A 22,493-nucleotide genomic window follows, 5' to 3' on the forward strand; every position below is an offset into this window, starting at 1 on the left:
GTCGCGACTTGCGTCAAAAGTGCGCTATCGACAGCGCAGGGAAGCCGTCGGATAATTGGGCAAGGAGGGCTAGATCATGTTCAACGATATCAGCTCGGAAGAACTGCGAGAAATCTGCCAGCGCGTCAGCGACCGTATGAGGGCGGAGCTTTCCGTATCGCCCCCGAAGAGAGAGAAATATTTCTTTCATGACTGGCCATGCGCGAAATTCACCAGTGAGGAAATTCGGGCAGCGCTTAACGCCGCTTGGAAAAAGACGTTCGAGCATAGTTGAGCATACTATGTCCGGCATGTACCCACTTCTGGCCCAGGATTGCAGCGACGCGCTGGCCGTGTTTGCATATGCCGTCTATAAGCAGCATAAAGCAGAGACGCTGAGAGCCATCTTGGCGGCGAAGGGGAGTCCGGCAACCGCAGCCGATCTGGAAGCTTTTTATCTGACCGCCAATACCTCAGCAATGAGAGCGATGTATATCCAGCGCGCTGAGTTTATGATGCAGAATTTTATAGGCGAGACGCTTGAGTTTCGCAAGCGCGAGTTGGAGCATAAATTCCTAACGACAAAAATCGGCGAGCAATTACAGTCCATTCAAAGCGACCAGCATCAGAAACGAAGCTGGAAAGGCTGGGCTGCCGATGTCAGCGGCAATCTCGCGGTCAACTTTGTCACGATCCTGGTCATCGCCGCGCTGCTGTTCGGCTTCCGCGGGCTGGACCAGATGCTGAACGAATTCGGACGCAACTCCGGCGTGCTCAGCAAATAAAAAACCGGGAGACACGCTCCCGGTTTTCATTTGACGCTACCTCAGCTTACGCAGTCATCGCCTGCTTGCCGGCGGACTCGGTGACGACTTCCTCGTCGTCGGAGCGGATCAGGTGATCGAAGGCCGACAGTGCCGCCTTCGCGCCGTCGCCGGTGGCGATGATGATCTGCTTGAACGGCACCGTGGTGACGTCGCCGGCCGCGAACACGCCGGGAATCGAGGTCTGGCCACGCGCATCGACTTCGATCTCGCCGTGACGCGACAGCGCCACCGTGCCCTTGAGCCACTCGGTGTTCGGCACCAGGCCGATCTGCACGAACACGCCCTCCAGCTCAACCTTCTTCGCCTCGCCCGACACGCGGTCGTTGTAGCTCAGGCCGTTGACGATCTTGCCGTCGCCGTGAATCTCGGTAGTCTGCGCCGAAACAATCACGGTCACGTTGGCCAAGCTGCGCAGCTTACGCTGCAACACCGCGTCGGCACGCAGCTCGGCGCCGAACTCGATCAGCGTCACATGCTTGACCAGGCCGGCCAGGTCGATCGCCGCTTCGACGCCGGAGTTGCCGCCACCGATCACCGCCACTCGCTTACCCTTGAACAGCGGACCGTCGCAGTGCGGGCAGTAGGCCACGCCGTGGTTGCGGTATTCCTTCTCGCCCGGCACGTTGATCTCGCGCCAGCGGGCGCCGGTCGCCAGAATCACGGATTTGGCTTTCAGGGTCGCGCCGGTGGCGGTCTGCACTTCGATCAGCTTGCCCGGCACCAGCTTGGCGGCGCGCTGGGTGTTCATGATGTCGACTTCGTATTCCTTGACGTGCTGCTCCAGCGCCACGGCGAATTTAGGACCGTCGGTGGCCGTGACCGAGATGAAGTTCTCGATCGCCAGGGTGTCGAGCACCTGGCCGCCGAAACGCTCGGCCAGCACGCCGGTCTTGATGCCCTTGCGGGCGGCGTAGATGGCCGCCGCCGCGCCGGCAGGACCGCCGCCGACGATCAGCACGTCGAACACGTCTTTCTTGCTCAGCTCGGCTGCCTGGCGGGCGCCGGCGTTCTTGTCCAGCTTGGACAGGATCTCTTCGACGTTGGTGCGGCCCTGGCCGAAGTGCTCGCCGTTCAGGAACATCATCGGCACCGCCATGATCTGGCGCGCCTCGACTTCTTGCGGGAACACGCCGCCATCGATGGTGGTCACTTTGATGCGCGGGTTAATCACCGACATCGCGTTCAGCGCCTGCACCACTTCCGGGCAGTTGTGGCAGCTCAGCGAGATGAAGGTTTCGAATTCGTAATCGCCATCCAGGTTGCGGATCTGCTCGATCACGGCGTCGTCGAACTTGATGGTGTGGCCGCCCACTTGCAGCAGCGCCAGCACCAGCGAGGTGAATTCATGGCCCATCGGCACGCCGGCGAAACGCACGCCGATATCGGTGCCCGGGCGGTTGATGCTGAACGACGGTTTGCGTTCGGCATCGTCGGTGCGCTTGACCAGCGTGATCTTGTCGCTCAACAGGACGATTTCCTGGAGCAGTTCCTCCATCTCGCGGGCCTTGGCGCTGTCATCGAGAGAAGCGACGATCTCAATCGGTTGCACCACTTTTTCCAAGTAGGCTTTCAACTGGGTTTTGAGAGTTGCATCTAACATGATTTTTCTTCCTTTTTACAAATATTTAGGCGTATGCCGGGCCGGACGCCCGGACCGGCATCGCGGTATTACTTGTGTGCTGCGGTCTCTTTCAAGACGTGCTCAGACTTAGATCTTGCCGACCAGGTCCAGCGATGGGGTCAGGGTCGCTGCGCCTTCGGTCCATTTAGCTGGGCAAACTTCGCCTGGGTGCGATGCCACGTACAGAGCGGCTTTCACTTTGCGCAGCAGTTCGGAAGCGTCGCGGCCGATGCCGTTGTCGTGCACTTCCAGCACTTTGATGAAGCCTTCCGGATTGATGACGAAGGTACCGCGCAGTGCCAGGCCTTCTTCTTCGATCATGACTTCGAAGTTGCGCGACAGGGTGCCGGTTGGGTCGCCGATCAGCGGGTAGTTAACTTTTTTGATTGCATCCGAGGTGTCGTGCCATGCTTTGTGCGCGAAGTGGGTGTCGGTCGACACGCCGTACACATCCACGCCCAGCTTGGCGAATTCTGGCTGGTGGTCGGCCAGGTCTTCCAGTTCGGTAGGGCACACGAAGGTGAAGTCGGCTGGGTAGAACATCAGAACGGACCACTTGCCTTTCAGGGATTCGTTGCTGACGTCGATGAATTTGCCGTTAGCGTAAGCGGTTGCCTTGAATGGTTTGATTTGGGTATTGATCAGGGACATTGTGGTTTCCTCGTTGGGTTGTGAATCATTGAGACGCCAGTTTAAGGGCTTTCGCCTCATTTGCAAAATTGATTGTTCCAATAGTTTCAATAGCTACTAGCTATAGAACAAGCAAAGCGAATAGCTATTATCCCCGTTTCGGGCAGCCTGGCGCAGCAGTGCACACTGTGGAAACGTTACCACACTCCTTTATTCCGATTGCACCATGGCTGGAGAGTTGGATAACATTGCCGGAATAACAGCAGGAGACCTTCCCATGAACACCACAGAAATCTTCCTGATCGCGATGCTGCTGATCTTTACGGTGCCCTACCTGGTATGGCGGATCTTCAAGACCGATTATTACGCGCCGCTGGTCATCATCCAGATCATCGGCGGCATCTTGCTGGGGCCCGGCGTGCTGGGCGCGGCCTTCCCCGAGTACCACAAATTTGTCTTCGCGCCCGACGTGGTGAAGGCCCTGAACGGCATCGCCTGGTGGGGCGTGATGCTGTTCGTGATGATCGCCGGCATCGAGCTGGACCTGAAAAAAGTCTGGCAATACCGCCGCGAGAGCGCGACCACGGCCAGCTTCGCGCTCGGCATGCCGCTGGTGTTCGGCTGCGCCGCCGCCGTGCTGCTGCTGGGCTACCAGGGCTGGAAGGGCGCCAAGGGCCTGGACTGGCAATTCACGCTGGGCGTGGGCATGGCCTGCGCCGTGACCGCGCTGCCGGTGCTGGTGCTGCTGCTGGAAAAACTCGACATCCTGCGCCAGCCCATGGGCCAGCGCATCCTGCGTTACGCCAGCCTCGACGACGTGGCGATCTGGGGCGTGCTGGCGCTGATCCTGCTCGACTGGGAACGCGTAGGCCGCCAGCTCAGCTTCATCCTGGCGTTCGGCGTGCTGACCTTTGTGTTCCGCCGCATCATGGCGCGTCTGCAAGAGAACGACCGCTGGTACGCGGCGCTGATCTGGCTGGTGATCTGCAGCTTCGGTTCCGACTGGGCCGGCCTGCACTTCATGGTGGGTGCCTTCCTGGCCGGCGTGGTGATGGACGCGGAGTGGTTCGACCGCGCCACGCTCGACACGCTGTTCAAGCATGTACTGCTGATCCTGATGCCGGTGTTCTTCCTCAGCACCGGCCTGCGCACCAAGTGGGAGCTGGGCGGCTATTCGGTGTTCTTCGTCGGCGGCTTATTGCTGCTGGCTTCGGTTGGCGGCAAGCTGGTCGGTGTTCACATCGCCGGCAGGATGCTGAAGTGGAAATCGGGCGAAGCATCGATCATCGGCTGGCTGTTGCAGACCAAGGGCCTGATTGAAATCATCTTCGCCAACATCCTGCTCGACAAGCAGATCATCACCAACGAAACCTTCACAGCCCTGCTGCTGATGGCGGCCACCAGCACCATGCTGACTATTCCGGTCGTGCATCCCAAGCTGAACCGCTCGGCGCATGCGGGGCTGGTGCAGCAGGCCAGTTCCTGAGCCGGCTTCAACTACATCGCAACGCCAGGGCGGCCGTTCATCGTCGCGTCCTGGCGCTGGCCATGCGTTCGCCGGCGGGGTCGCCTTCGATGGCATGCGGATCGCCCGGTTCAAGGACACTGCCGACCTCAACTTCCTGAGGCCATTGCGGAATCTTGCTGGTACGCATAGCCACGAAACGGAACAGGCTGACAACAAGGCAAACCGGGAAGAGCAAACAATACAGCACCACGTTGGCAGACGCGATATTGGCGAATACCCGTTCCGCACCGACCCTGAAACTCTCGCGCCGCTCGGCGATCGGCATGCAAAACTGCACTTGCCCGGCAACCGCCTGCGGGCCGTCCTCCATGTAGCGGCGGATGAATTCCCAGTGTCCCCGGACGTAATCCTCCACCGAAGAGTACGCGCGGGCGGGATTGATGTCATTGGCGTTCAGCGAGCCGACATAGCTCAACGCAAAAGACTCCTGCACCGTTTCCTGGTCCGGCGCCAGCACATGTCCACGCACTTCCCACTCGTCCCATTGCGCCATATGCCCTAGCGTGAAAAACAGCTTATCCCACGGCACAGTCAACACCGTGCCATCGGGGCGGAAGACATGCACCATGCGCGTCTTGCGGTTGAAACGCATCGGATAGTGGGTATAGGCAAACGATTCCTTGAGCAGCAACCATCCGGCCGCAGCCAGCAGCGGCAACATGATCACCCCTACAATCGTCAACAGCGTCGCATCATCGGTTTCACCGTGAAAATCAGGCGGCCGCGTCAACGCCAGATGCACCATCGCGAAAAAGAGCGCGGCACACATGCCGATAATGACCAGCGTGATCGCCGTGATCATGCCTTTCCAGGCGAACCATTTGTCCACCGACTCCAGATAAGTGGAATTCATCTTGATGACGCTGAGCTGATAATGCGGCTCGACATTTGCGCGCACCTGTTGCTTGAGCTGATGCGCCCGCTCCTGATCAGTCAGCGCCCGATGCGCCCGGTATTTCGTAATGAGACCTGAAAATTCCATGAGCAACCCTACTTGAATCCACACCCAATACCGGCCTGCGCAGCAAGCGGGAAGTACAGGCGCTCTTCTGCCGGTATCGTGCCATCCCGGTAGCGGCGGTCTTCCCAAATCAAACGCCAGTTGACGCTGAGTGCATTGCCGGTACTTCCCGCGCCGTCGGTTTCCCATAATGTCGGCGCAGGGGTGCCGCCCAGCAGATAGTTCATGCAGCCATCCTGGATGTGCGGCTCATAGATCCCGAACACAGGTACCTCGGTGCCGCTGCGTACCACCGTCTCGCCGGCAGGCAGCGGCACATCGTCCAGCTGTGCGGGCAGCGGCAACTGCGCATACAACGCAGGCCAGAAGCTGTCCCATGCCTCGGGTGCCGGGGTGTCCGCCATGCGCGGCTGCAAATAGCCGCGATCGGCGACCGCCAAAACAAATTCACGCATCAGATCTTCCATCGCCGGCACGTACTTGCCGGAGTAAGTATGGTCGCCCCGTGGGCCGTTGTTGATCAATTCGACGTACCAATGTTCCGACAAGATCGTCGCATCAACCATCGCGCCTCGGCTGTTCTGCAGAAAAACGGTGCGGTCGCCCTGCCGCAGACGGTCCAGCGCTTGCTCATACGAGGCCTGAGCCTTGACCACCATGCTCAAAAAAGGCGTCCAGTTCGCCTCAAACATCGAGCCCGCAACGATGGGTTGCTCACGCACCTGCTTAGCGAATACATCGGCAAAGCGGTCGAAAATTTCCGCCTCGCGCGACCATGCCGTATAACTGGTCTTGCGTTTGAGGTACCAGAAGATCTTGCGGCGGTCATCATCTGTCATACCGGTACTCAGCGTCGTCTTACTTTGCTGGTCGGAGTATCGATAGCTCCAGGGCGTGACCAAGGGAGGCAATGTATTCGTCGACGCAGCCAACGCCTTCTGCGCCTGCTTATGCAGCTGCCACAAATCGACCATCTCGGGGTGCTCATAACCAAAAGCCCGCAGGACTTCGGTTGTCTGACGCGCAAAGCCCTTGAAGCGCAGGCGTATCATCACCGTAATCGCCAGCGTCACGAAAAAGACCAGGGAATAGAAGAGGAGCTCGGCAGAGAAAGCATGCGTTCCAAAGTCTGGATCGACAAAGAACTCGGAGATGCCCACCAGGACTACCGCCGTTGCGGGGTACAAGAAACTCCATCGGATGTCGCATAGCTTCTGTGCGGCATGGCCACGAACCTGATGCGGTGGCATCCAGAGCATGCGTGTGCCGGGATTTCTTGCGGCGTGGACTGTGGAAAATTCTCCCTCCGGCTCCACGATAAATTCCATGTAGTCGCCGTCGTGGAATTCCACTTTATGAAAGGCGCCGCGCAGCTCCACCCCATCGACCGAGCAAGCAAAGAAATCCATTCTGATCTCAGCGCCAGCGCTGGCATATTCAATGCGCAAATTTTCGACGACACCGTCAACCCTCTTCAACGGGCGTTCGAAATTTTTCATGCTATTTTTTTGAGGCCGGGTCATAAAGTTCCCCGGTAATTTTTGGCGTGAAATTCAACTTTACGGCGGGCGGATAAACATCGTCCGGATCATCAAACTGCAAGTTGAAGTTCGCCTCTTGCTTGAACGGACGAATGCCGCCGGGCTTGCTGAAGGATAGACCTATGCCAATTTCATAGGTGGTCGCATTGCGGCAGCTTGCCGCGACTTTCTTCAATTGAACGCACATATTGCATTCGACTGAGCTGGCCACGATTTTGCGGGGGATCAGCAGCAATCTGTAAGGCGTTGCAGCGATCTCATAGTCGCTAACGCGATCGGGAGGCGCAGCGTAACGTCCGAAACTGACCGGGCCATTGACCAGTTCACCTTTTTGATCGACAAGGAAAGCCGCCGGACCTTTTTCTTTAGCGAGCTTCGCACATACCTGCCCCATCCCGCTCGCCTGCGCACCAGCAGCGGCCAGTACAGCAGCCGCCATCACGCATGACAAAAATCGATTCAAATTCACCTTGGTTTCCAATCAGTTCTTTAAGAAACTCGTTGTACCTGAATCCGAACTCAAGCCTGCAGAATTCGACGGGAAACGAAATAAACAATATAAAACAATAGGCCAGCGTCAGCGCTGCTACCAATTTTTGAGGTATCGTCCAGGACCAGGCCGAAACATCAATCGCCCATGTACCTCCACACGGTTATTCCGTAGCTGGCATCCTCAGCTTGCATAATTTCTCCAACAGCAAACTTGCGCTGTTGCAGAGGGATATCCAGTGTCTCCCAGGTTCCGCTCTTCGGACACGTCTGCCCGGATTTCATGCGCAGTTCCTGATCTTCAGGCTTTGCTCCGCTGGAGCGAGGAGCATCAATACTGCGGGCAAAGGCGACAAGGTCAGCAGGGTAGAATTCGGCGTCTCGATAGGAGCTATCATCAATATCGAGCAAATAGGTAATAGCGGCCGCCTCCCACGCCCAATAGCCCTTAAATTGATCACCTCTTTTATGACTGTCATAATAAGGTTCACGCTTGCTCGCATGGTACCAATCGCCCAAGTATTCCTTCATGAGTTGAGCTCGCGCTTCACTTGGAGCCGAGAATATTTTTAACGTTTTAAAGTATGGCAAATGACGGGGACAGTCATCAGGTAACTCTCCTCGATTGTCTAAGTACGGTGCAAGCAAACGTTCCAGCATGCCATCTTTGCGAGGATTGTTAAAGTCGACAATAGGAGAAACTCGCTTAAGTAGCTTACCCCACCCAAATAATATTGCAAAACAGATCAACTGATTTGCGAATATGAAATGCGTGTCAAGCAAAGGCAACGCTGCAACCGTGCCTGAAGAGCTTTGGCCTGATTCCTGAAAGATTCGCCATTCTTCGGCATAGCCTTCCCAATACTCCAAAATTGTCGGATAAATTTTTGCCAAGTCTTCAATGGCATGTCCACCGCTATAACAATTAGCGAGATAAACTAATGAGTCCCAAGCCCTCTGCTCAAGTTGAGCCGCTGAATCATAAAAAATTATAGACTGCCCTTCGGGCATCGACACAGACCTAGATTCACGTACGACACTAAAGCCTTCGATCATTTCATCAAAATTATATTTATATACCTTATAATTTAACAAAGGATCACGCTTCTTTAATAGAAAAGCGTCTAAAGTAAATTTATTCATTTCATCAATGAAAAGCCAGCAGGTCGACGGAAAGTGCATGTTTTGCAATTGGCCTTAAGTGCTTAGATATCTCCAGACAGTTAAACCATAAGCTGCATCTGTGGCCTGCATGATTTCCCCCTGCTCAAACCTTCGATGCTGAAGCGGGATATCAAGCGTTTCCCACATGCCAGCCTTGGGGCACGCAGTGCCAGACTTGGCTCGAAGTCCAAAATTTTCAGGAGCTGGTTGAGCTGCCAGAGGAGCATTGATGCTCCTGGCAAAATCCACTAAATCAGCGGGGTAGAACTTTGCATTACGATAACTTGTGTCATCAATCTCAAGAATATAGGTAATTGCAGCAGCTTCCCATGCCCAGTATCCGGTGAATTGGTCCCCTCTTTTATGGCTATCATAATAAGGTTCACGTCTACTCGCATGATACCAGTCGTCTAAATATTCAGCCATCAGTTGAGAACGCATTTCGGCAGGTGCGGAAAATATTTTTAACGTCTTATAATAGGGGAGATGACGCATACACTCATCCGGCAATTCGCAGCGATTATCGACATAGGATTTCAGCATGCGTTCCAGCATTCCATCTTTACCTGGATTATTGAAATCGATAATAGACGAAATCTCTTTTAACTCATTTGAAAATCCGAATAATATCGAAAAGCAGACAAGCTGATTTGCACAGGGAAAATCAGTACCTAACAAAGCGACGGTCGCAACCTTGTTAACAGAACCTTCTTCTGACTCTTGGAATATAATCCAAGATTTAGAAAATTCTTTCCAATATTCTAAAATTGTTGGATAAATCTCAGCTAAATCTTCAACAACATGCCCTGCACTGTAACAGTTTGTCAAAAATACTAACGAATCCCATGCCCTTTGCTTCAATTGAACAGCCGCACCATAAAATGATATCGGCTTTCCCGCTGGAATTGGTTTCGCTAGAGATTTTCGAACTATATCAAATCCCTCAAGCATTTCATCATAGTTATATTCGTATGCTTTATAACTCAAAAGAAAATCACGTTTTCTTAAGGAAAAATCGTGTGAAGTAAATTTATCCATTCTAAATTTTAGTGACTTCCAATTGAGCAATTTTACATCGTGATTGCTTGTTTATTATTTTAATAACCATCCATTCATCATCTCACACCCAATATGGCGGCGCTGATGATGTGTGAAGGTGAACTGTCGGAACTTGTGGTTAATCGCTTGCACATTGTCAATCGCCGATGTATCTCCACACCGTTATGCCGTAGCTGGCATTCTCGGCTTGCATAATTTCTCCGGCGGCAAACTTGCGCTGTTGCAGAGGAATATCCAGTGTCTCCCAAGTTCCGCTCTTCGGACACTCTTGCCCGGATTTAACGCGCAGCTCTTGCTTCTCGGGCTTCGCCTCACTAAAACGGGGAGCCTGAATACTACGAGCGAAATCCACAAGATCGACAGGGTAAAACTTTGCATTCCGATAAGAACTATCGTCAATATCCAGCAAATATGTGATAGCGGCAGCCTCCCACGACCAATATCCTGTAAAAGCATCATCGCGTTTATGACTGTCGTAATATGGTTCGCGACGGCTAGCGCGATACCACTCCTCCAAGTATTCACGCATTAGCATTGATCGATCTTGAGATTCTGCATCAAATATCTTTAATGTTTTGAAATATGGTAAGTGCCGCGTACATTCGGTAGGAAGAGGGATTGAACCACTAACGTAAGGGGCTAAAAGTCGCTCCAACATTCCATCTTGTGTGAAATTATTTAAATCGATAATTTTACGCAATCGATGTAATTCTTTCCCCCATCCAAATAGTATTCCGAACGAAGCTAGTTGATTTGCATAAACGAAGTCTGTATCGAGCAACGCAAGTGCTGCTACTGGATTTTCTGAACTTGTATCCCACTTTAAGAAATTTACTAAATATTCAAGATAAATTTCCCAATATCGTAAGATGCTCGGGTAGATTTCTTTTAATTCGCTTATAGAATGGCCACCACTAAAACAATTTAGCAAGAAATCTAATGAATCCCAAGCACGCTGCTGCGTGGAGGCCATCAACTTATACGGATTAATTTTTGAGATTTTCTCATCAGATTTTGAAAACCCTTCACGCACTATATCGAATCCATCCATTCGATCTTCAAATATCATGTCGTAGATTGAATAATCGAGAAGTATTTCTCTTTTCTTCGAAATAAACTCAGATTTTGTGAATTTTTTCATTTGCAAATAAACTGTCTAACAGCGCATGGCGCCGCGCCGAGGATGCCGGTGATGATGGCATCCGAGACGAGCTGCCGGATTCGGAGGCGTCGCCAACCAAGCCCTCAATCCCCGATATATCTCCAAACCGTTATACCGTAGCTGGCATTCTCAGCTTGCATAATTTCTCCGACGGCAAACTTGCGCTGTTGCAGAGGGATATCCAGTGTCTCCCAGGTTCCGCTCTTCGGACACGCCTGCCCGGATTTAATGCGCAGTTCCTGATCTTCAAGCTTTGCTTCACTGGAACGAGGAGCATCAATACTGCGAGCAAAGGCGACAAGATCAGCGGGATAGAACTCGGCGTCTCGATAGAAACTGTCATCAATATCGAGCAAATAGGTAATAGCAGCCGCCTCCCACGCCCAATAGCCCTTGAAGCTAGTTCCCTTCTTATGACTGTTGTGATAACGCTCACGTCTGCTGGCGTGATACCAGTCCTTTAGATAATCTTTCATCATCTCTGCTCGTAATTCTGGTGGCGCAGAGAATATTTTTAAAGTTTTAAAATATGGAAGATGTCGAGTACTTTCATTGGGCGGTTCTTCCCTGCCAGGAATATATGGTGCCAGTAGCCGTTCAAGCATACCATCGCGACGAGTGTTATTGAAATCAATAATAGGTGGAATATGACGTAACTCCGCTCCCCAACCTAGCAATATTCCAAAACAGATCAATTGGTTTGCATTAACAAAATCTGTATCCAACAATGGTATTGCCGCGACAGTATTATTGGAACATTGATCTGATTTTTGATAATCTACCCATTTCTCCACATAAGAAATCCAATATGATATTACAGTCGGATAGATTGCTTTGATTTCAACAATGTTATGCCCTCCGCTATAGCAATTTAACAGAAAACTCAAAGAATCAAATGCCCTTTGCTCTAAAGGCATAATTAAGTTATACAAGGGGATAGAATTGAGTTCGGCGAGCGGAACAGACAGCGTTTGGCGAACGATATCAAACCCTTCGATCATTTCATCGAAATTATACTCATATACTTTATAACTTAACAAAGGCTCTCGCCTCTTTAATAAAAAAGCATCTAAAGTAAACTTATTCATTCCACTAATGAAAAAATTAAGCCTCGGCGGGGAAATTCGCTGTTCACAATTTTCTTAAGCGCTTAAATATCTCCAAACAGTTAAACCATAAGCGGCATCGGTAGCTTGCATGATCTCCCCCTGCTCAAACCTTCGATGCTGAAGCGGGATATCAAGCGTTTCCCACACGCCAGTCTTAGGACATGCGGTGCCAGACTTGGCTCGAAGTCCAACATTTTCCGGAACTGGTTGAGCAGCCAGAGGGGCATTGATGCTCCTGGCAAAATCCACTAAATCTGCGGGATAGAATTTGGCACTACGATAACTTGCATCATCAATCTCAAGAATATAGGTAATTGCAGCAGCTTCCCATGCCCAGTATCCTGTGAATTGATCCCCTTTTTTATGACTATCATAATAAGGCTCACGTCTACTGGCATGATACCAATCGTCTAAATATTCAGCCATTAATTGGGAGCGCGTTTCGGTTGGCGCAGAAAATATCTTCAGCGTCTTAAAGTAGGGCAAATGACGCATGCACTCATCCGGCGGTTTGCCGCGATTATCGACATAGGACTTAAGCAATCGCTCCAGCATTCCATCTCTACCTGGATTGTTAAAGTCAATAATCGACGAAATTTTCCCTAATTCATTTGAAAAGCCAAGCAATATCGAAAAACAAATAAGTTGATTAGCATATATAAAATCTTCACCTAACAAAGGCACGATCGCAACCGGATTTGAAGAACCTTCTTCTGACTCTTCCAAAGCAACCCAAGCTTTAGCGTAGGCCGCCCAGTACTCCAGAATTGTTGGGTAAATTTCAGCTAAATCGCTAACGGGGTGTCCAGCACTGTAACAGTTAGTGAAGAAAACTAAAGAATCCCAAGCTCTTTGCTCTAGTTGAACTGCTCCATTATAGAGTGACTTAGGTTGCCCAGACGGAATTGACTTCGATAAGGATTTTCTGACTATTTCAAATCCCTCAAGCATTTCATCAAAATTATATTTGTATATCTCATATCCAAGCAAAGGATCTCGTTTTTTTAAAGAAAATTCTTTTAAGTTAAATTTGTTCATTTTATTTGTTAAGTATTTTTTCTGGTAAATCGATAATTATTTGAACTTCATGATTTGCGCCATTGGACTTCCTATGTTTTTCGAGCTGGCGACCTGTAACGAGAGAAATCCAACGGTTATACGGATAAGACACAGAATCATCCTCACCAGTAGACAGTCTCAGTCGCCGCAGCTTTGACTTCAATTCAAGGCCAGCCAAAGTGAGATCTTCAGTTTTAATTTTTGAAAATATCCATTTATGGCTCATTTGCGTGGCCAACCCTGTCGGCTTACCGTCTTTATCTTTACCAGCGGGATTCACTCCACGTCGAACATTCTGATCATCTTGCTCGGTACCGCCAATCGGCACTCTTTTTCCTGCCAGCGCATCCCGATCAGCATTCTGGAACGTGTTCGGCTGCCCGCTGGGTGTCGGATTGCTGGCTTCTGAAGCTCGCAGTACAGCGAATTGCTCCTTAAACTCTCCAGGCAATGCGGCAATCAAAGTCAGTGAATCAAAAATGCTGGATTTTGTTTCGCCCACAACAAACGGATGAACTGGATTTGTCTTGTTAGACCATAAATGGTCCAACCCATTATGCGGCAGCGTATGTTCCTCAACCAGCTTGCCGCCGAAATTGGCTTTTTTGAAGTTCACATGCTTGCGTTTGACGAAGTAATCCGTGATGTGCTCGGCGGGGATGCCGCTGCGCCAGCTTTGCTTTTTCTTCTGGCCTTTTTTCTTGGTCGACGTGGTCGTTGAATTGGTCTTGGCGCGCGCGGCCTTCATATCGCGGCTCTTGCGTTCGATGAGTTTTCGCTCCGCCCTGGCCGTTGCGACCGCCTTCTTCGATGCCGCTTGCGCCGCCTCTTCCGCCGCATGCACGGTCGCGCGGCTGCTGGTGCCGGCCACCGCCGCAGTATTGCCCGGCAAGGCGTGGCCCATCATCTTGCCATGCAGCTGCTTCAACTCCGCAAACGCGTCGTCGATCATCTTCGGCGCCGATTTCTGGATGCCCTTCAGTTCGGCAATGATCTGCTTGACCTCGGAACGCCCGGCGACCGCCTTGACGACCCAGCTATCGATGCCGTCGACGAAGGCTTCAATGGTCTTGTTGAACAAGCTCTTGCTTTCGCTCCCAAGCATGCCCCAGTCGATCTTGCGCATGAACTTCTCGACGTTGCCACGCAAGGCCGGCGATACAGCCTCCAGCACCCGGCCGAAATTGTGGCCCTGCTTCATCAGCTTGAATCCGACCTTGAGCGCATCGCCCACCGCCGGCACGCAGCCCACCAGCGTGATCGACAGTTCGACCCAGCCGCCTATCGCGGCGGGCGACTTCGAGATCGCGATGACGCCGATGACCAGATCGCGCGCATCCATCGCCTGGCCCACGCCGGGCACCACGCCCAAGATGCCGGTGATGATGATGTGCGACGGGGAGCTGCCGGATCCGGTAACCAGATCGGTCAGCCAGGTGGTGATGCTGTCGTCCGCCTTCCTGATTGCGTGCGCGGCGGGCGTCGCGCCGGGAATTCCTCTGGAGACTGCGGTGTTCATGCCTCGTTCTCGCTTTCATGTTTGTCGCGATAGGACTGCTCCGCCTCGCGATCCGCCTGCTGCTCCTCGTCCACATACTTGTAGTCGTCGTAGTGGAAGTCGTATTCCAGCTGGCTTTCGCCGCCGTCGGCCATGGCCGCCGTCATATCGTCCAGCTCATCCGGGAAGAAGTTGTCCTTGTAGTAGGCCTCTTCCTGAGCGAGATATGCCGCCAGCACCTGCGCGGCTTCTTCGTGGGTCTTGGGTTTCGCGCCTTGCACCGCGTTCGGCTTGAGCGGCTTGCGCAGCACCGCATCCCGTTCGTCTTCTCCGTAAGTCACTATGCCGCCACCCGCCGGCACATTGTCGAGACGGGCGAATCCATTTGCGTCGAGTTTGCCTTGAATGCTGGTGCCGTTATCGAACAGCACTTTATAGGGCGCGCCGACCATGGGTTGCAAGTCATCCCAGCGGTAGTTCAGTTCCATGAAATTGTTGACGTCGCCGGTTTTCGGCAAGGCCGGCAAGGCCACGTCCGCGCTCGCGGGACCGGTCAAATCCTTCATCGAGGCCTTGAACGTCATCGTCCCCGGCCCGTGGATCATGATGTTGCCGCCTTCCAGTTTGAGGAAGGCGCCCTGCGCCGTCAGCATCACGTGCTCCTTGGCGCCAACCGTGACGCTCTTGCCGACGCTGTCCACGGTGACCAGCTTGTCGGCCGTGAGCTTGCTCGCGTCCGACTGGCTCTGCACGCTGATCTTGCCGCTGGCCGCGTGCAGCTTGATGCCGGTTTCCTGGTTGGGCTTGTCGGTGCTGCTGGCTTTGCCGTAGGTGAACAGGCTGATGCCGTCCTTGACCACGCTGAAGGCATTGCCCTGCGCGGCGAAATTGATGTCCTGCCCGGCGCTCAGGCTGCTCGTGCTGCCCGCCGCCAGGATCGCGCTGGCCGGCGTGACGGCCGCGATGCCGGCCGGGCTCGACAATTGCAGATGCGGCTCGCTGTAAGCTGTCGCATTGCCGCCGTCGCCGGCAGTGGTGGCCTGCACCACCTTGCCGCTGTTCTCCATCTGCGCCAGCGCGCCCAGCTTGGCCGGTTCCGCCTCATCCTTGAGCTTGGCGTTGTGCTTTTGCGCGGTCTCGGCCAGCGACAGCTGCAACTCCCAGCTCTGGTCGATCTGCGCCTGCGCCTCGCGCGAGTCGAGCTGGCCGCCGTTGCCGCCGTTGCGGACATCGGCCGACAGCAGCAAGCCCTGGCCGGCGCGCAGCGCGGCGCTGTGCGCGGTCTTCAGCTCGGCGCCGAAGCCGGCCGTCTGCAAACGCTGGTTGTCGCTCTGGTGGCGCAGATGGCCCAGGTTCAGCTCGTCCGTGCCGGCATGCGGCGACGCGTGCCGCTGCAAGGCCACGCGCGGCTCGCCCGGATGGTCGTCGAACACCAGCTGGCTGTAGGCGCCGGCACCGCTCTGGCTGGCGTTCATGGCCTGCGACTTGATGCCCGACAGCGCGGCCGGATGCGCGTGCGCACCGCCCTCGCCGGGGAACCAGGCCGGGGCGTTGCCGGTCGCCACGCCGGCGCCCTGGCCGACCTGGTTGCTCTGCGCATCGCGCGCGCCGCTGCCGTTGTAGACGCTGCCGATCACCACCGGCCGGTCGATGTCTCCGTCGATGAAGTCGATCAACACTTCGCTGCCCACGCGCGGCACCGCCACCGCGCCCCAGTTGGCGCCGGCCACCGCCGCCATCGAGGTGGCGATGCGTACCCAGGTGCCGGCCTGGTCGTCGGCCGGCGCGCCGCTGTGGCCGTCCGGGGCCGGATGCGTCAGGCGGCTGTGGCTCTGCTCGCCGCGCTGCCAGTGGAACTGCACCTTGATGCGATGGTCGCGGTCGGTGTGGATCACCGCCCCGGCCGGGCCGACCACGATGGCGGTCTGCTGGCCGCGCACGGTCGGCTTGGGATGCAGCAGCAAGCCGTGGCCGTCGGCGTCGCTGCTGCGGTAGGGCAGCTTGCTGCGGATGGCGTCGATGCGGTTGCGGTACAGCGGCCGCTCGCCCTTGCCGGCGCCGACCGCGTGCAGGCTGCCGCCCTGCTCCCTCGCGATCGCCTCGGCCAGCGCGCTGACGCCCAGCGCCTGCGTCGCCGCATGCCGGATGTCGGTGCTGAGGTTGTTGTGCGCCAGGTGCAGCACGCGGGTGATGGCGAAGCTGCGCTCGCCAGCCTCGTCGGCGTCCAGCACGGCCTGGCCTTCCAGCGTGAAGGTGGTGCCGGGGCTGAGCGTGCGCACGGTGCCGGCGCCAGTGTAGATTTCCCGGCCGGCCTCCAGCGCCTCGACCTGGCGCTGGGCGATGCGCTGGCCGTGTTCGCGCGAAGTGTAGGCGTAGGCCCCCGGCGCGTCGCGGCTGACCGGCGCGGCCGGATCGGCGCCGACGCTGGCGGCCGACACCGGCCGCGTGCCATGGCTGCGGTAATCCCAGCTGGCCATGTCGGCGCCGCCGGCGGTCCAGCGCAGCTCGCAGCGCCAGCGGTCGATGCCGTCTTCCTTCATCACCGCGCCCGACTGCGTGTAGCGCACCGTGGCCTGGGCGTTGGGCTGGAAGCTGCCGTTGTGGTCGGCGATCACCATGGTGTGGCTGCCCAGGCCGGGGCTGGCGGCGTCGCCGCTGTGCTCGAAGTAGTAGAACAAGCCTTCCTCGCGCATCAGCCGCTCGGCGAAGGCCAGGTTGGATTCCTGGTACTGGCAGGTCAGCGAACGCTTAGCATAGATGGCGCGGTCGGCGATATCGTAGCGCCACTGCGGCACCAGCTTGTCGGCGTCCTGCCAGCCATTGAACACGGCGTCGAGGATGTCGAACACGGTCTGGTCCTGGAACACCCGGCTGTCGCGCCCGGCGGCCAGGAAGGCGTACCAGGGGCCGATGCTCAGCTCGTAGCGCGCCAGGCCGCCGTCGGCGCCCAGCATGCGCAGCGCCGTCACGTGGCCGTGGAAAGGCCGCAGCTGGTCGCGGCTGGCGGCCGTCATCAGTTCCAGCAGCACCGGCTGGCCCAGCAGCGATTTCAAGGGGATCGCCGCGTCGGACGACAGCGCCGTCACCGTCAGCTGGTAGGGCTGGCTGAGCGCCTCCTCGCCGCGCAGGCATTCGGCCACCAGGGTGTCCGCGCCCAGCGGCGTGGTCAGCCGGAGAATACGGTTGTCCTGAGTCAAACTGTCTAGCAGCGCAAGCATGGATCGCACCCCTCAAATGTGATGCCGGAATTAGTAAATTACTATGATTTATCCGGCATTACACCTGAGTTAGCCCGGTTGGGCAAGAGTGATACGATTGAAATCAGACGGCTTGCTGGCGCAGCAACTGGTCGAACTGCTCGGCCGGCATGGGGCGGGCGAACAGATAGCCCTGGCCGTAGTCGCAGCCGGCGGCGGCCAGCAGGTCGCGCTGTTCCGGCGTCTCCACGCCCTCGGCGATCACCCGCAGCCCCAGCTTGTGGGCCATGACGATGATCGCGTCCGACAGCGCCATGTCGCTGGAATCGGGCGCCAGGTTGCGGGTGAAGGAGCGGTCGATCTTCAGGTAATCGATGTCGAACTTCTTCAGGTAGGACAGCGACGAGTAGCCGGTGCCGAAATCGTCCAGCGCCACCTGGATGCCGGCGTCGCGCAGCTGCAGCAGCTTGTTGCTGACCGTGGCATTGGCGTCGAGCAACAATCCCTCGGTGATTTCCACCACCACCGACTGTCCCGGCAGGTTCAGCGACTGCAGATAGCGCAGCCAGGCGTCGTAGGCGCCGTCCTCGCGCTGGAATTCCAGCGGCGACTGGTTGACGCTGACCTGGAATTCCGGATGGTGCTGCTGGCGCCAGCGCTGCACGCAGCGCGCCGATTCGCGGAACACCCATTCGCCGATGTCGACGATCAGGCCGCTGGCCTCGGCCAGCGGGATGAATTCCAGCGGGCTGACCACGCCGCGCTGCGGGTGGTTCCAGCGTATCAGTGCCTCGGCCTTGTGGATGCGGCCGCTTTTCAGGTGGACGATGGGCTGGAAGTACAGCTCGAACTGTTCGGCCTTGAGCGCGCCGCGCAAGTCGTTGGTCAGGCGCATGCGGTTGAGCGCGGCCACCTGCAGCGTCGGCGTGAAATAGCTGTAGCGGTTGCGGCCGGCGCCCTTGGCGGCGTACATGGCCTGGTCGGCGTGCTTGAGCAGGTCGTCGATGTCGAGCGCGTCGTCCGGGTACAGCGTGATGCCGATGCTGGCCGACACGAACGCTTGCTCCTGGCCCAGCGGGAAAGGCAGGCGCAGGCTGTCGATGATGTGCTGGGCGATATGCTCGACCCGCTCGGTGCCCTCCAGTTCGGACAGGATGACGGTGAACTCGTCGCCGCCCAGCCGCGCCACCGTGTCCGACTTGCGCACGCAGGCGCTGATGCGGCGCGCCGCGTCGATCAGCAGGATGTCGCCCTGGTGGTGGCCCAGCGTGTCGTTGACTTCCTTGAAGTGGTCGAGGTCGATGAACAGGATGGCGATGTGCGAACGGTCGCGCTGGCTCTTGAGCATGTCGTGCGCCAGGCGGTCGTGGAACATGCGGCGGTTCGGCAGCTGCGTCAGCGGGTCGAAGTTGGCCTGCTGCCAGATCAGCGCCTCGCTCTGCTTCTTGTCGGTCACGTCCTCGATCATGCACAGGTGGTGCGGATGGCTGCCGGCCTCGGTCTCGATGGCGGTCACCGACACTTCGATCCACACCAGCTCGCCGTCCGGCCGGAACAGGCGGTTGGTGACCTTGAAGCTGCCGATCTCGTGCATGGTGAGGCGGCCCATCTGCTGCTTGACCTGGGCCACGTCCTCCGGATGGCCGGCCTCCAGCCAGCGCATGGCGTTCAGCTCGACCTGCGAGCGGCCGACGATTTCCTGGTAGCGCGGGTTGATGTCGCGGTATTCATAGGTGATCGAATCGACCAGCGCGATGCCCAGCGGCGAGGCTTCGAACATGGTGCGGAAGCGCTGCTCGCCGGTGCGGATGGCCACGCTGGCGCGGCGGCGCTCGCGCGCCAGCAGGCTGAAGTGGATGGCCGCGCCCAGCACCAGCGCCAGCGCCGCCCCGCCCAGCACGCGGTACAGCCACAGCAGGCTGGTGCCGCTGGACTCGACGCGGTACATGAAACCGTCGAAATTGGCGTGCTTGGGCACCATGCCCAGGCCGGCATAGACGTCGGCGATGTGGCGCCAGCGCTCCGGGTTCTGGTAGCCGATCTCGACCAGCACCGGCTGCACCAGCGGCACCATCTGGCGCGCCTCGTACAGCAGGTGGGCGCGGTCGCTGCGGCGCGAATACTTGTTGAGGATGATGTCGGCCATCTCCTCCTGGTGGCTCATCGCCCATTGCCAGCCGCGCATGCTGGCGGCGCGGAAGGCTTGCACCCGGGCCGGATGGTTGGCGATCTCGCGCTCGCTGGTGAACAGGTTGTCGCCGTAAAAGTCGATGCCGACCGCGCGCGGGCTGTAGATATCGTAGGGGAAGCCGAGGCGGTCGAAGGTGTCCGGCTCGTTGGTGGTGTAGACCGCGATGGCGTCCACCTTGCCGCTGATCAGATCGGCCGTGTTGAAGGTCGGCTCGACCCGCTCGAAGCTGCTGGCGGGGATGCCTTCCTTGATCAGGTAGGCCAGCAGCTCGTCGGCGCTGCCCAGTTCGTCGGTCAGCGAACCGATCATCGCGCGCTTGCCGATGATGCGGCGGATATCGGGTTCGGCGCTGGTCTGGCGCATCGCCAGCGCGTACGGCGAATGCTGGAACACCACGCCCAGCACCACCACCGGCTTGCCGGCCAGGCGCGCCAGCAGCAGGCTGCTGGCGCCGACGCCGTACTCGGCCTTGCCGGACACGACATCGCGCTCCGGCTCGTTGCCGTCCGAACCTTCGAGGATGCGCACATCCAGCCCCGCCTCGCGGTAATAGCCCTGCTCGACGGCGGCGTAGTAGCCGGCGAACTGGAACTGGTGGCTGTGCTTGAGCTGCAGCGTGATCGGATCCTGGGCGGCGGCGGGCGCCATCCAGCATGCCGGCAATACGGCCAGCACGGCGCAGCACCGGCGCAGCAGGCGAACGGAAGGAAAGGCGGGGGCGCTTGAGGGCACTAGGGATTCCAGGGGAAACGGACTAGTTCAAATTGTATCCGCTTCGGGCGCGGATATCGTCGCAATCTGACAATATTCAAGCACAAAAAGCAACGGACGGCCAGGCTTGCGCCCGCCGTCCGTCGAGGTCGCCGCGAACGGCGCTCAGTTCAACGCTTAGTTCGGCACGTTGACCGGGATCGGCGCGTAGGCCGCGGTCTGGCCGTTGCCCAGCTGGCCTTCCTGGTTGCGGCCCCAGCCCCACAGCGTATCGTCGGTCTTCAGGGCGAAGCTGTGCGCCTTGCCTGCCGCCACGAATTTCCAGTTCTTGTCGTTGCCCACCTGCTGCGGGATGACGACATCGGTGCCGCCCGTGCCCAGCTGGCCTTCGGTATTGGCGCCCCAGCTCCACAGCGTGCCGTCGTTGCGCACGCCGATGGTGTGCTGGGTGCCGGCCGCGACCTGCGACCAGTTGCTGTCGGTGCCGATCTGCGCCGGCGAGGTCAGGTCGAGCGAACCGTTGTTGCCCAGTTGGCCGTAGGTGTTCTGGCCCCAGGCGTACAGCGTGCCCGAGTTGGTGATGGCCATGGTGTGGAAGGCGCCGGCCGACAGCGACGTCCATTTCAGCGTGCCGATCTTGACCGGCGCCGGCACATCGACCTTGAGCAGGTTGCCGACCTGGCCGTAGGCATTGCCGCCCCAGCCGTACAAGTCATTGGTGTCGCGCTGGATCGCCATGGTATGGGTTTCGCCGGCCGAGATGGCCGACCACAACAGCAGGCCAATCTTCAGCGGCGCGGTGCGGTTGATCGTCGTGCCGTCGCCCAGCTGGCCGCGGTCGTTGCGGCCCCAGGCGTAAAGCACGCCGCTGGTCTTGATGGCCAGCGCGTGCGCCTTGCCGGCCGCGACCAGGTTCCAATCCTTGTCCTTGCCGATCTGCGTTGGCGCCGTGTGGTTGATCTGGGTGCCGTCGCCCAGCTGGCCGTCCTGGTTGTAGCCCCAGGCCCACAGCGTGCCATCGTTGCGGACCGCCACCGCGAACTGGTCGCCAACCGCCACCTGCTTCCAGCTGGTGCCGCCGCCGGAGACCAGCACCGGCGCGTTGCGGTTGACGGTGGTGCTGTCGCCCAGCTGGCCCTTGATGTTCTCGCCCCAGCTGTACAGATTGCCGTCGGCCTTGCGGGCGATGGTCTGGTAGCCACCGGCCGCCACGCCGCCTGCCACCACGCCGCCCCACGGCGCCGTGACGGTGATGGCCAGCTTGCCGGTCACGCCGTCCTGCGTGGCGGTGATGGTGTCGGTGCCGACCAGCTTGCCGGTCACCGTGCCGTTGGTGGCGATCTGCAGCACCGTGGAATTCGACGGTCCCCACACCAGGCCGCCGGTCGAGGCCAGCGCCTTGCTGCTGCCGTCCGAATAGCGGCCGGTGGCGGTCAGCTGCTTGGCGGCTGCGCCGATGGCGATGGTGGTGGCGTTGTCGGAGCTGCTGATGGTGATGCTCTGCAGCGTAGCCGTGGCGGTGGACGAACCACCGCCACCGCCGCCGCAGGCCGCCAGCACGGCCAGCACGGGGATCATCAACAGGGTCGAGAATTTAAAATTTTTCATGATCTTCCAGTTCACAGAATGAGGTCTGCGGAGCAATCAGTGTAGCCGCAAGCGGACTGCGCACATCGCCGGAGCAGGACTGAATTATCCATGTAATTGCACCGATAGGGGTATTTAACAACATTTCTTTGGAGGAATTGGCAAAAAAAAAGCAGCGCC

The 22,493-nt window shown here is 57.3% G+C and carries 17 protein-coding genes; 3 read left to right on the plus strand and 14 right to left on the minus strand.

The features are described from left to right. Positions 1-76 precede the first annotated feature (76 nt). Together GEV02_RS08185 and GEV02_RS08190 are read left to right on the plus strand one after the other, a co-directional pair. Positions 77-274, plus strand: a complete 198-nt coding sequence (locus tag GEV02_RS08185; RefSeq protein ID WP_152837582.1) for a hypothetical protein — start codon at positions 77-79, stop codon at positions 272-274. 7 nt (positions 275-281) lie between these two features. Continuing rightward, entirely contained in the window at positions 282-764 is a 483-nt protein-coding gene (locus tag GEV02_RS08190) for a hypothetical protein (protein WP_152837583.1), read from the plus strand. A gap of 46 nt (positions 765-810) precedes the next feature. Here GEV02_RS08190 and ahpF read toward each other — a convergent pair whose 3' ends face one another. Both ahpF and ahpC read right to left on the minus strand, forming a co-directional pair. Next, complete coding sequence (ahpF, locus tag GEV02_RS08195) at positions 811-2,406, minus strand: alkyl hydroperoxide reductase subunit F (protein WP_152837584.1); 1,596 nt, start codon at positions 2,404-2,406, stop codon at positions 811-813. A 108-nt stretch (positions 2,407-2,514) separates the two neighbouring features. Continuing rightward, on the minus strand, positions 2,515-3,078 hold the full coding sequence (ahpC, locus tag GEV02_RS08200) for an alkyl hydroperoxide reductase subunit C (RefSeq protein ID WP_008442943.1): 564 nt from the start codon (positions 3,076-3,078) through the stop codon (positions 2,515-2,517). Positions 3,079-3,334: 256 nt separating this feature from the next. Here ahpC and GEV02_RS08205 point away from each other — a divergent pair, with 256 nt between their 5' ends. Then, positions 3,335-4,543 carry a cation:proton antiporter gene (locus GEV02_RS08205; protein ID WP_152837585.1) on the plus strand — a complete coding sequence of 403 codons (1,209 nt, stop codon included), beginning with the start codon at positions 3,335-3,337 and terminating at the stop codon, positions 4,541-4,543. A gap of 37 nt (positions 4,544-4,580) precedes the next feature. Here the strand turns inward: GEV02_RS08205 and GEV02_RS08210 are convergent, their stop codons facing one another. From GEV02_RS08210 to GEV02_RS08265, 12 genes are all read right to left on the minus strand, one after another. Then, complete coding sequence (locus GEV02_RS08210; protein ID WP_152837586.1) at positions 4,581-5,567, minus strand: DUF6708 domain-containing protein; 987 nt, start codon at positions 5,565-5,567, stop codon at positions 4,581-4,583. A gap of 8 nt (positions 5,568-5,575) precedes the next feature. Continuing rightward, positions 5,576-7,045, minus strand: coding sequence for an Imm72 family immunity protein (locus GEV02_RS08215; RefSeq protein ID WP_174999026.1), 1,470 nt, complete (start codon positions 7,043-7,045; stop codon positions 5,576-5,578). A gap of 1 nt (position 7,046) precedes the next feature. Beyond that, positions 7,047-7,568 carry a hypothetical protein gene (locus tag GEV02_RS08220; protein WP_152837588.1) on the minus strand — a complete coding sequence of 174 codons (522 nt, stop codon included), beginning with the start codon at positions 7,566-7,568 and terminating at the stop codon, positions 7,047-7,049. Between the two features lie 146 nt (positions 7,569-7,714). Further along, positions 7,715-8,719 carry a PoNe immunity protein domain-containing protein gene (locus GEV02_RS32795; RefSeq protein WP_174999027.1) on the minus strand — a complete coding sequence of 335 codons (1,005 nt, stop codon included), beginning with the start codon at positions 8,717-8,719 and terminating at the stop codon, positions 7,715-7,717. Positions 8,720-8,773: 54 nt separating this feature from the next. After that, positions 8,774-9,778 carry a PoNe immunity protein domain-containing protein gene (locus tag GEV02_RS32800; protein WP_174999028.1) on the minus strand — a complete coding sequence of 335 codons (1,005 nt, stop codon included), beginning with the start codon at positions 9,776-9,778 and terminating at the stop codon, positions 8,774-8,776. A gap of 157 nt (positions 9,779-9,935) precedes the next feature. After that, positions 9,936-10,940: a PoNe immunity protein domain-containing protein gene (locus GEV02_RS32805; protein WP_174999029.1), complete on the minus strand. Its 1,005-nt coding sequence runs from the start codon at positions 10,938-10,940 to the stop codon at positions 9,936-9,938. A 104-nt stretch (positions 10,941-11,044) separates the two neighbouring features. Further along, on the minus strand, positions 11,045-12,049 hold the full coding sequence (locus tag GEV02_RS32810; protein WP_174999030.1) for a PoNe immunity protein domain-containing protein: 1,005 nt from the start codon (positions 12,047-12,049) through the stop codon (positions 11,045-11,047). 54 nt (positions 12,050-12,103) lie between these two features. Further along, a complete protein-coding gene (locus tag GEV02_RS32815) occupies positions 12,104-13,108 on the minus strand; it encodes a PoNe immunity protein domain-containing protein (RefSeq protein ID WP_174999031.1) in 1,005 nt (334 codons plus the stop codon). A gap of 1 nt (position 13,109) precedes the next feature. Continuing rightward, positions 13,110-14,648, minus strand: a complete 1,539-nt coding sequence (locus GEV02_RS08250) for a hypothetical protein (RefSeq protein WP_152837589.1) — start codon at positions 14,646-14,648, stop codon at positions 13,110-13,112. Beyond that, positions 14,645-17,845 (minus strand): type VI secretion system Vgr family protein, encoded by a 3,201-nt coding sequence (locus GEV02_RS08255; RefSeq protein WP_328595756.1) that lies wholly within the window; start codon positions 17,843-17,845, stop codon positions 14,645-14,647. The genes GEV02_RS08250 and GEV02_RS08255 overlap by 4 nt, the downstream gene beginning before the upstream one ends. Before the next feature lie 103 nt (positions 17,846-17,948). After that, on the minus strand, positions 17,949-20,663 hold the full coding sequence (locus GEV02_RS08260; RefSeq protein WP_235922732.1) for an EAL domain-containing protein: 2,715 nt from the start codon (positions 20,661-20,663) through the stop codon (positions 17,949-17,951). Positions 20,664-20,903: 240 nt separating this feature from the next. Continuing rightward, positions 20,904-22,334 carry an RCC1 domain-containing protein gene (locus GEV02_RS08265; RefSeq protein WP_152837591.1) on the minus strand — a complete coding sequence of 477 codons (1,431 nt, stop codon included), beginning with the start codon at positions 22,332-22,334 and terminating at the stop codon, positions 20,904-20,906. Between the last annotated feature and the right edge of the window lie 159 nt (positions 22,335-22,493).

This window comes from Rugamonas aquatica, assembly GCF_009380215.1.
Classification (GTDB): Bacteria; Pseudomonadota; Gammaproteobacteria; order Burkholderiales; family Burkholderiaceae_D; genus Rugamonas; species Rugamonas aquatica_B.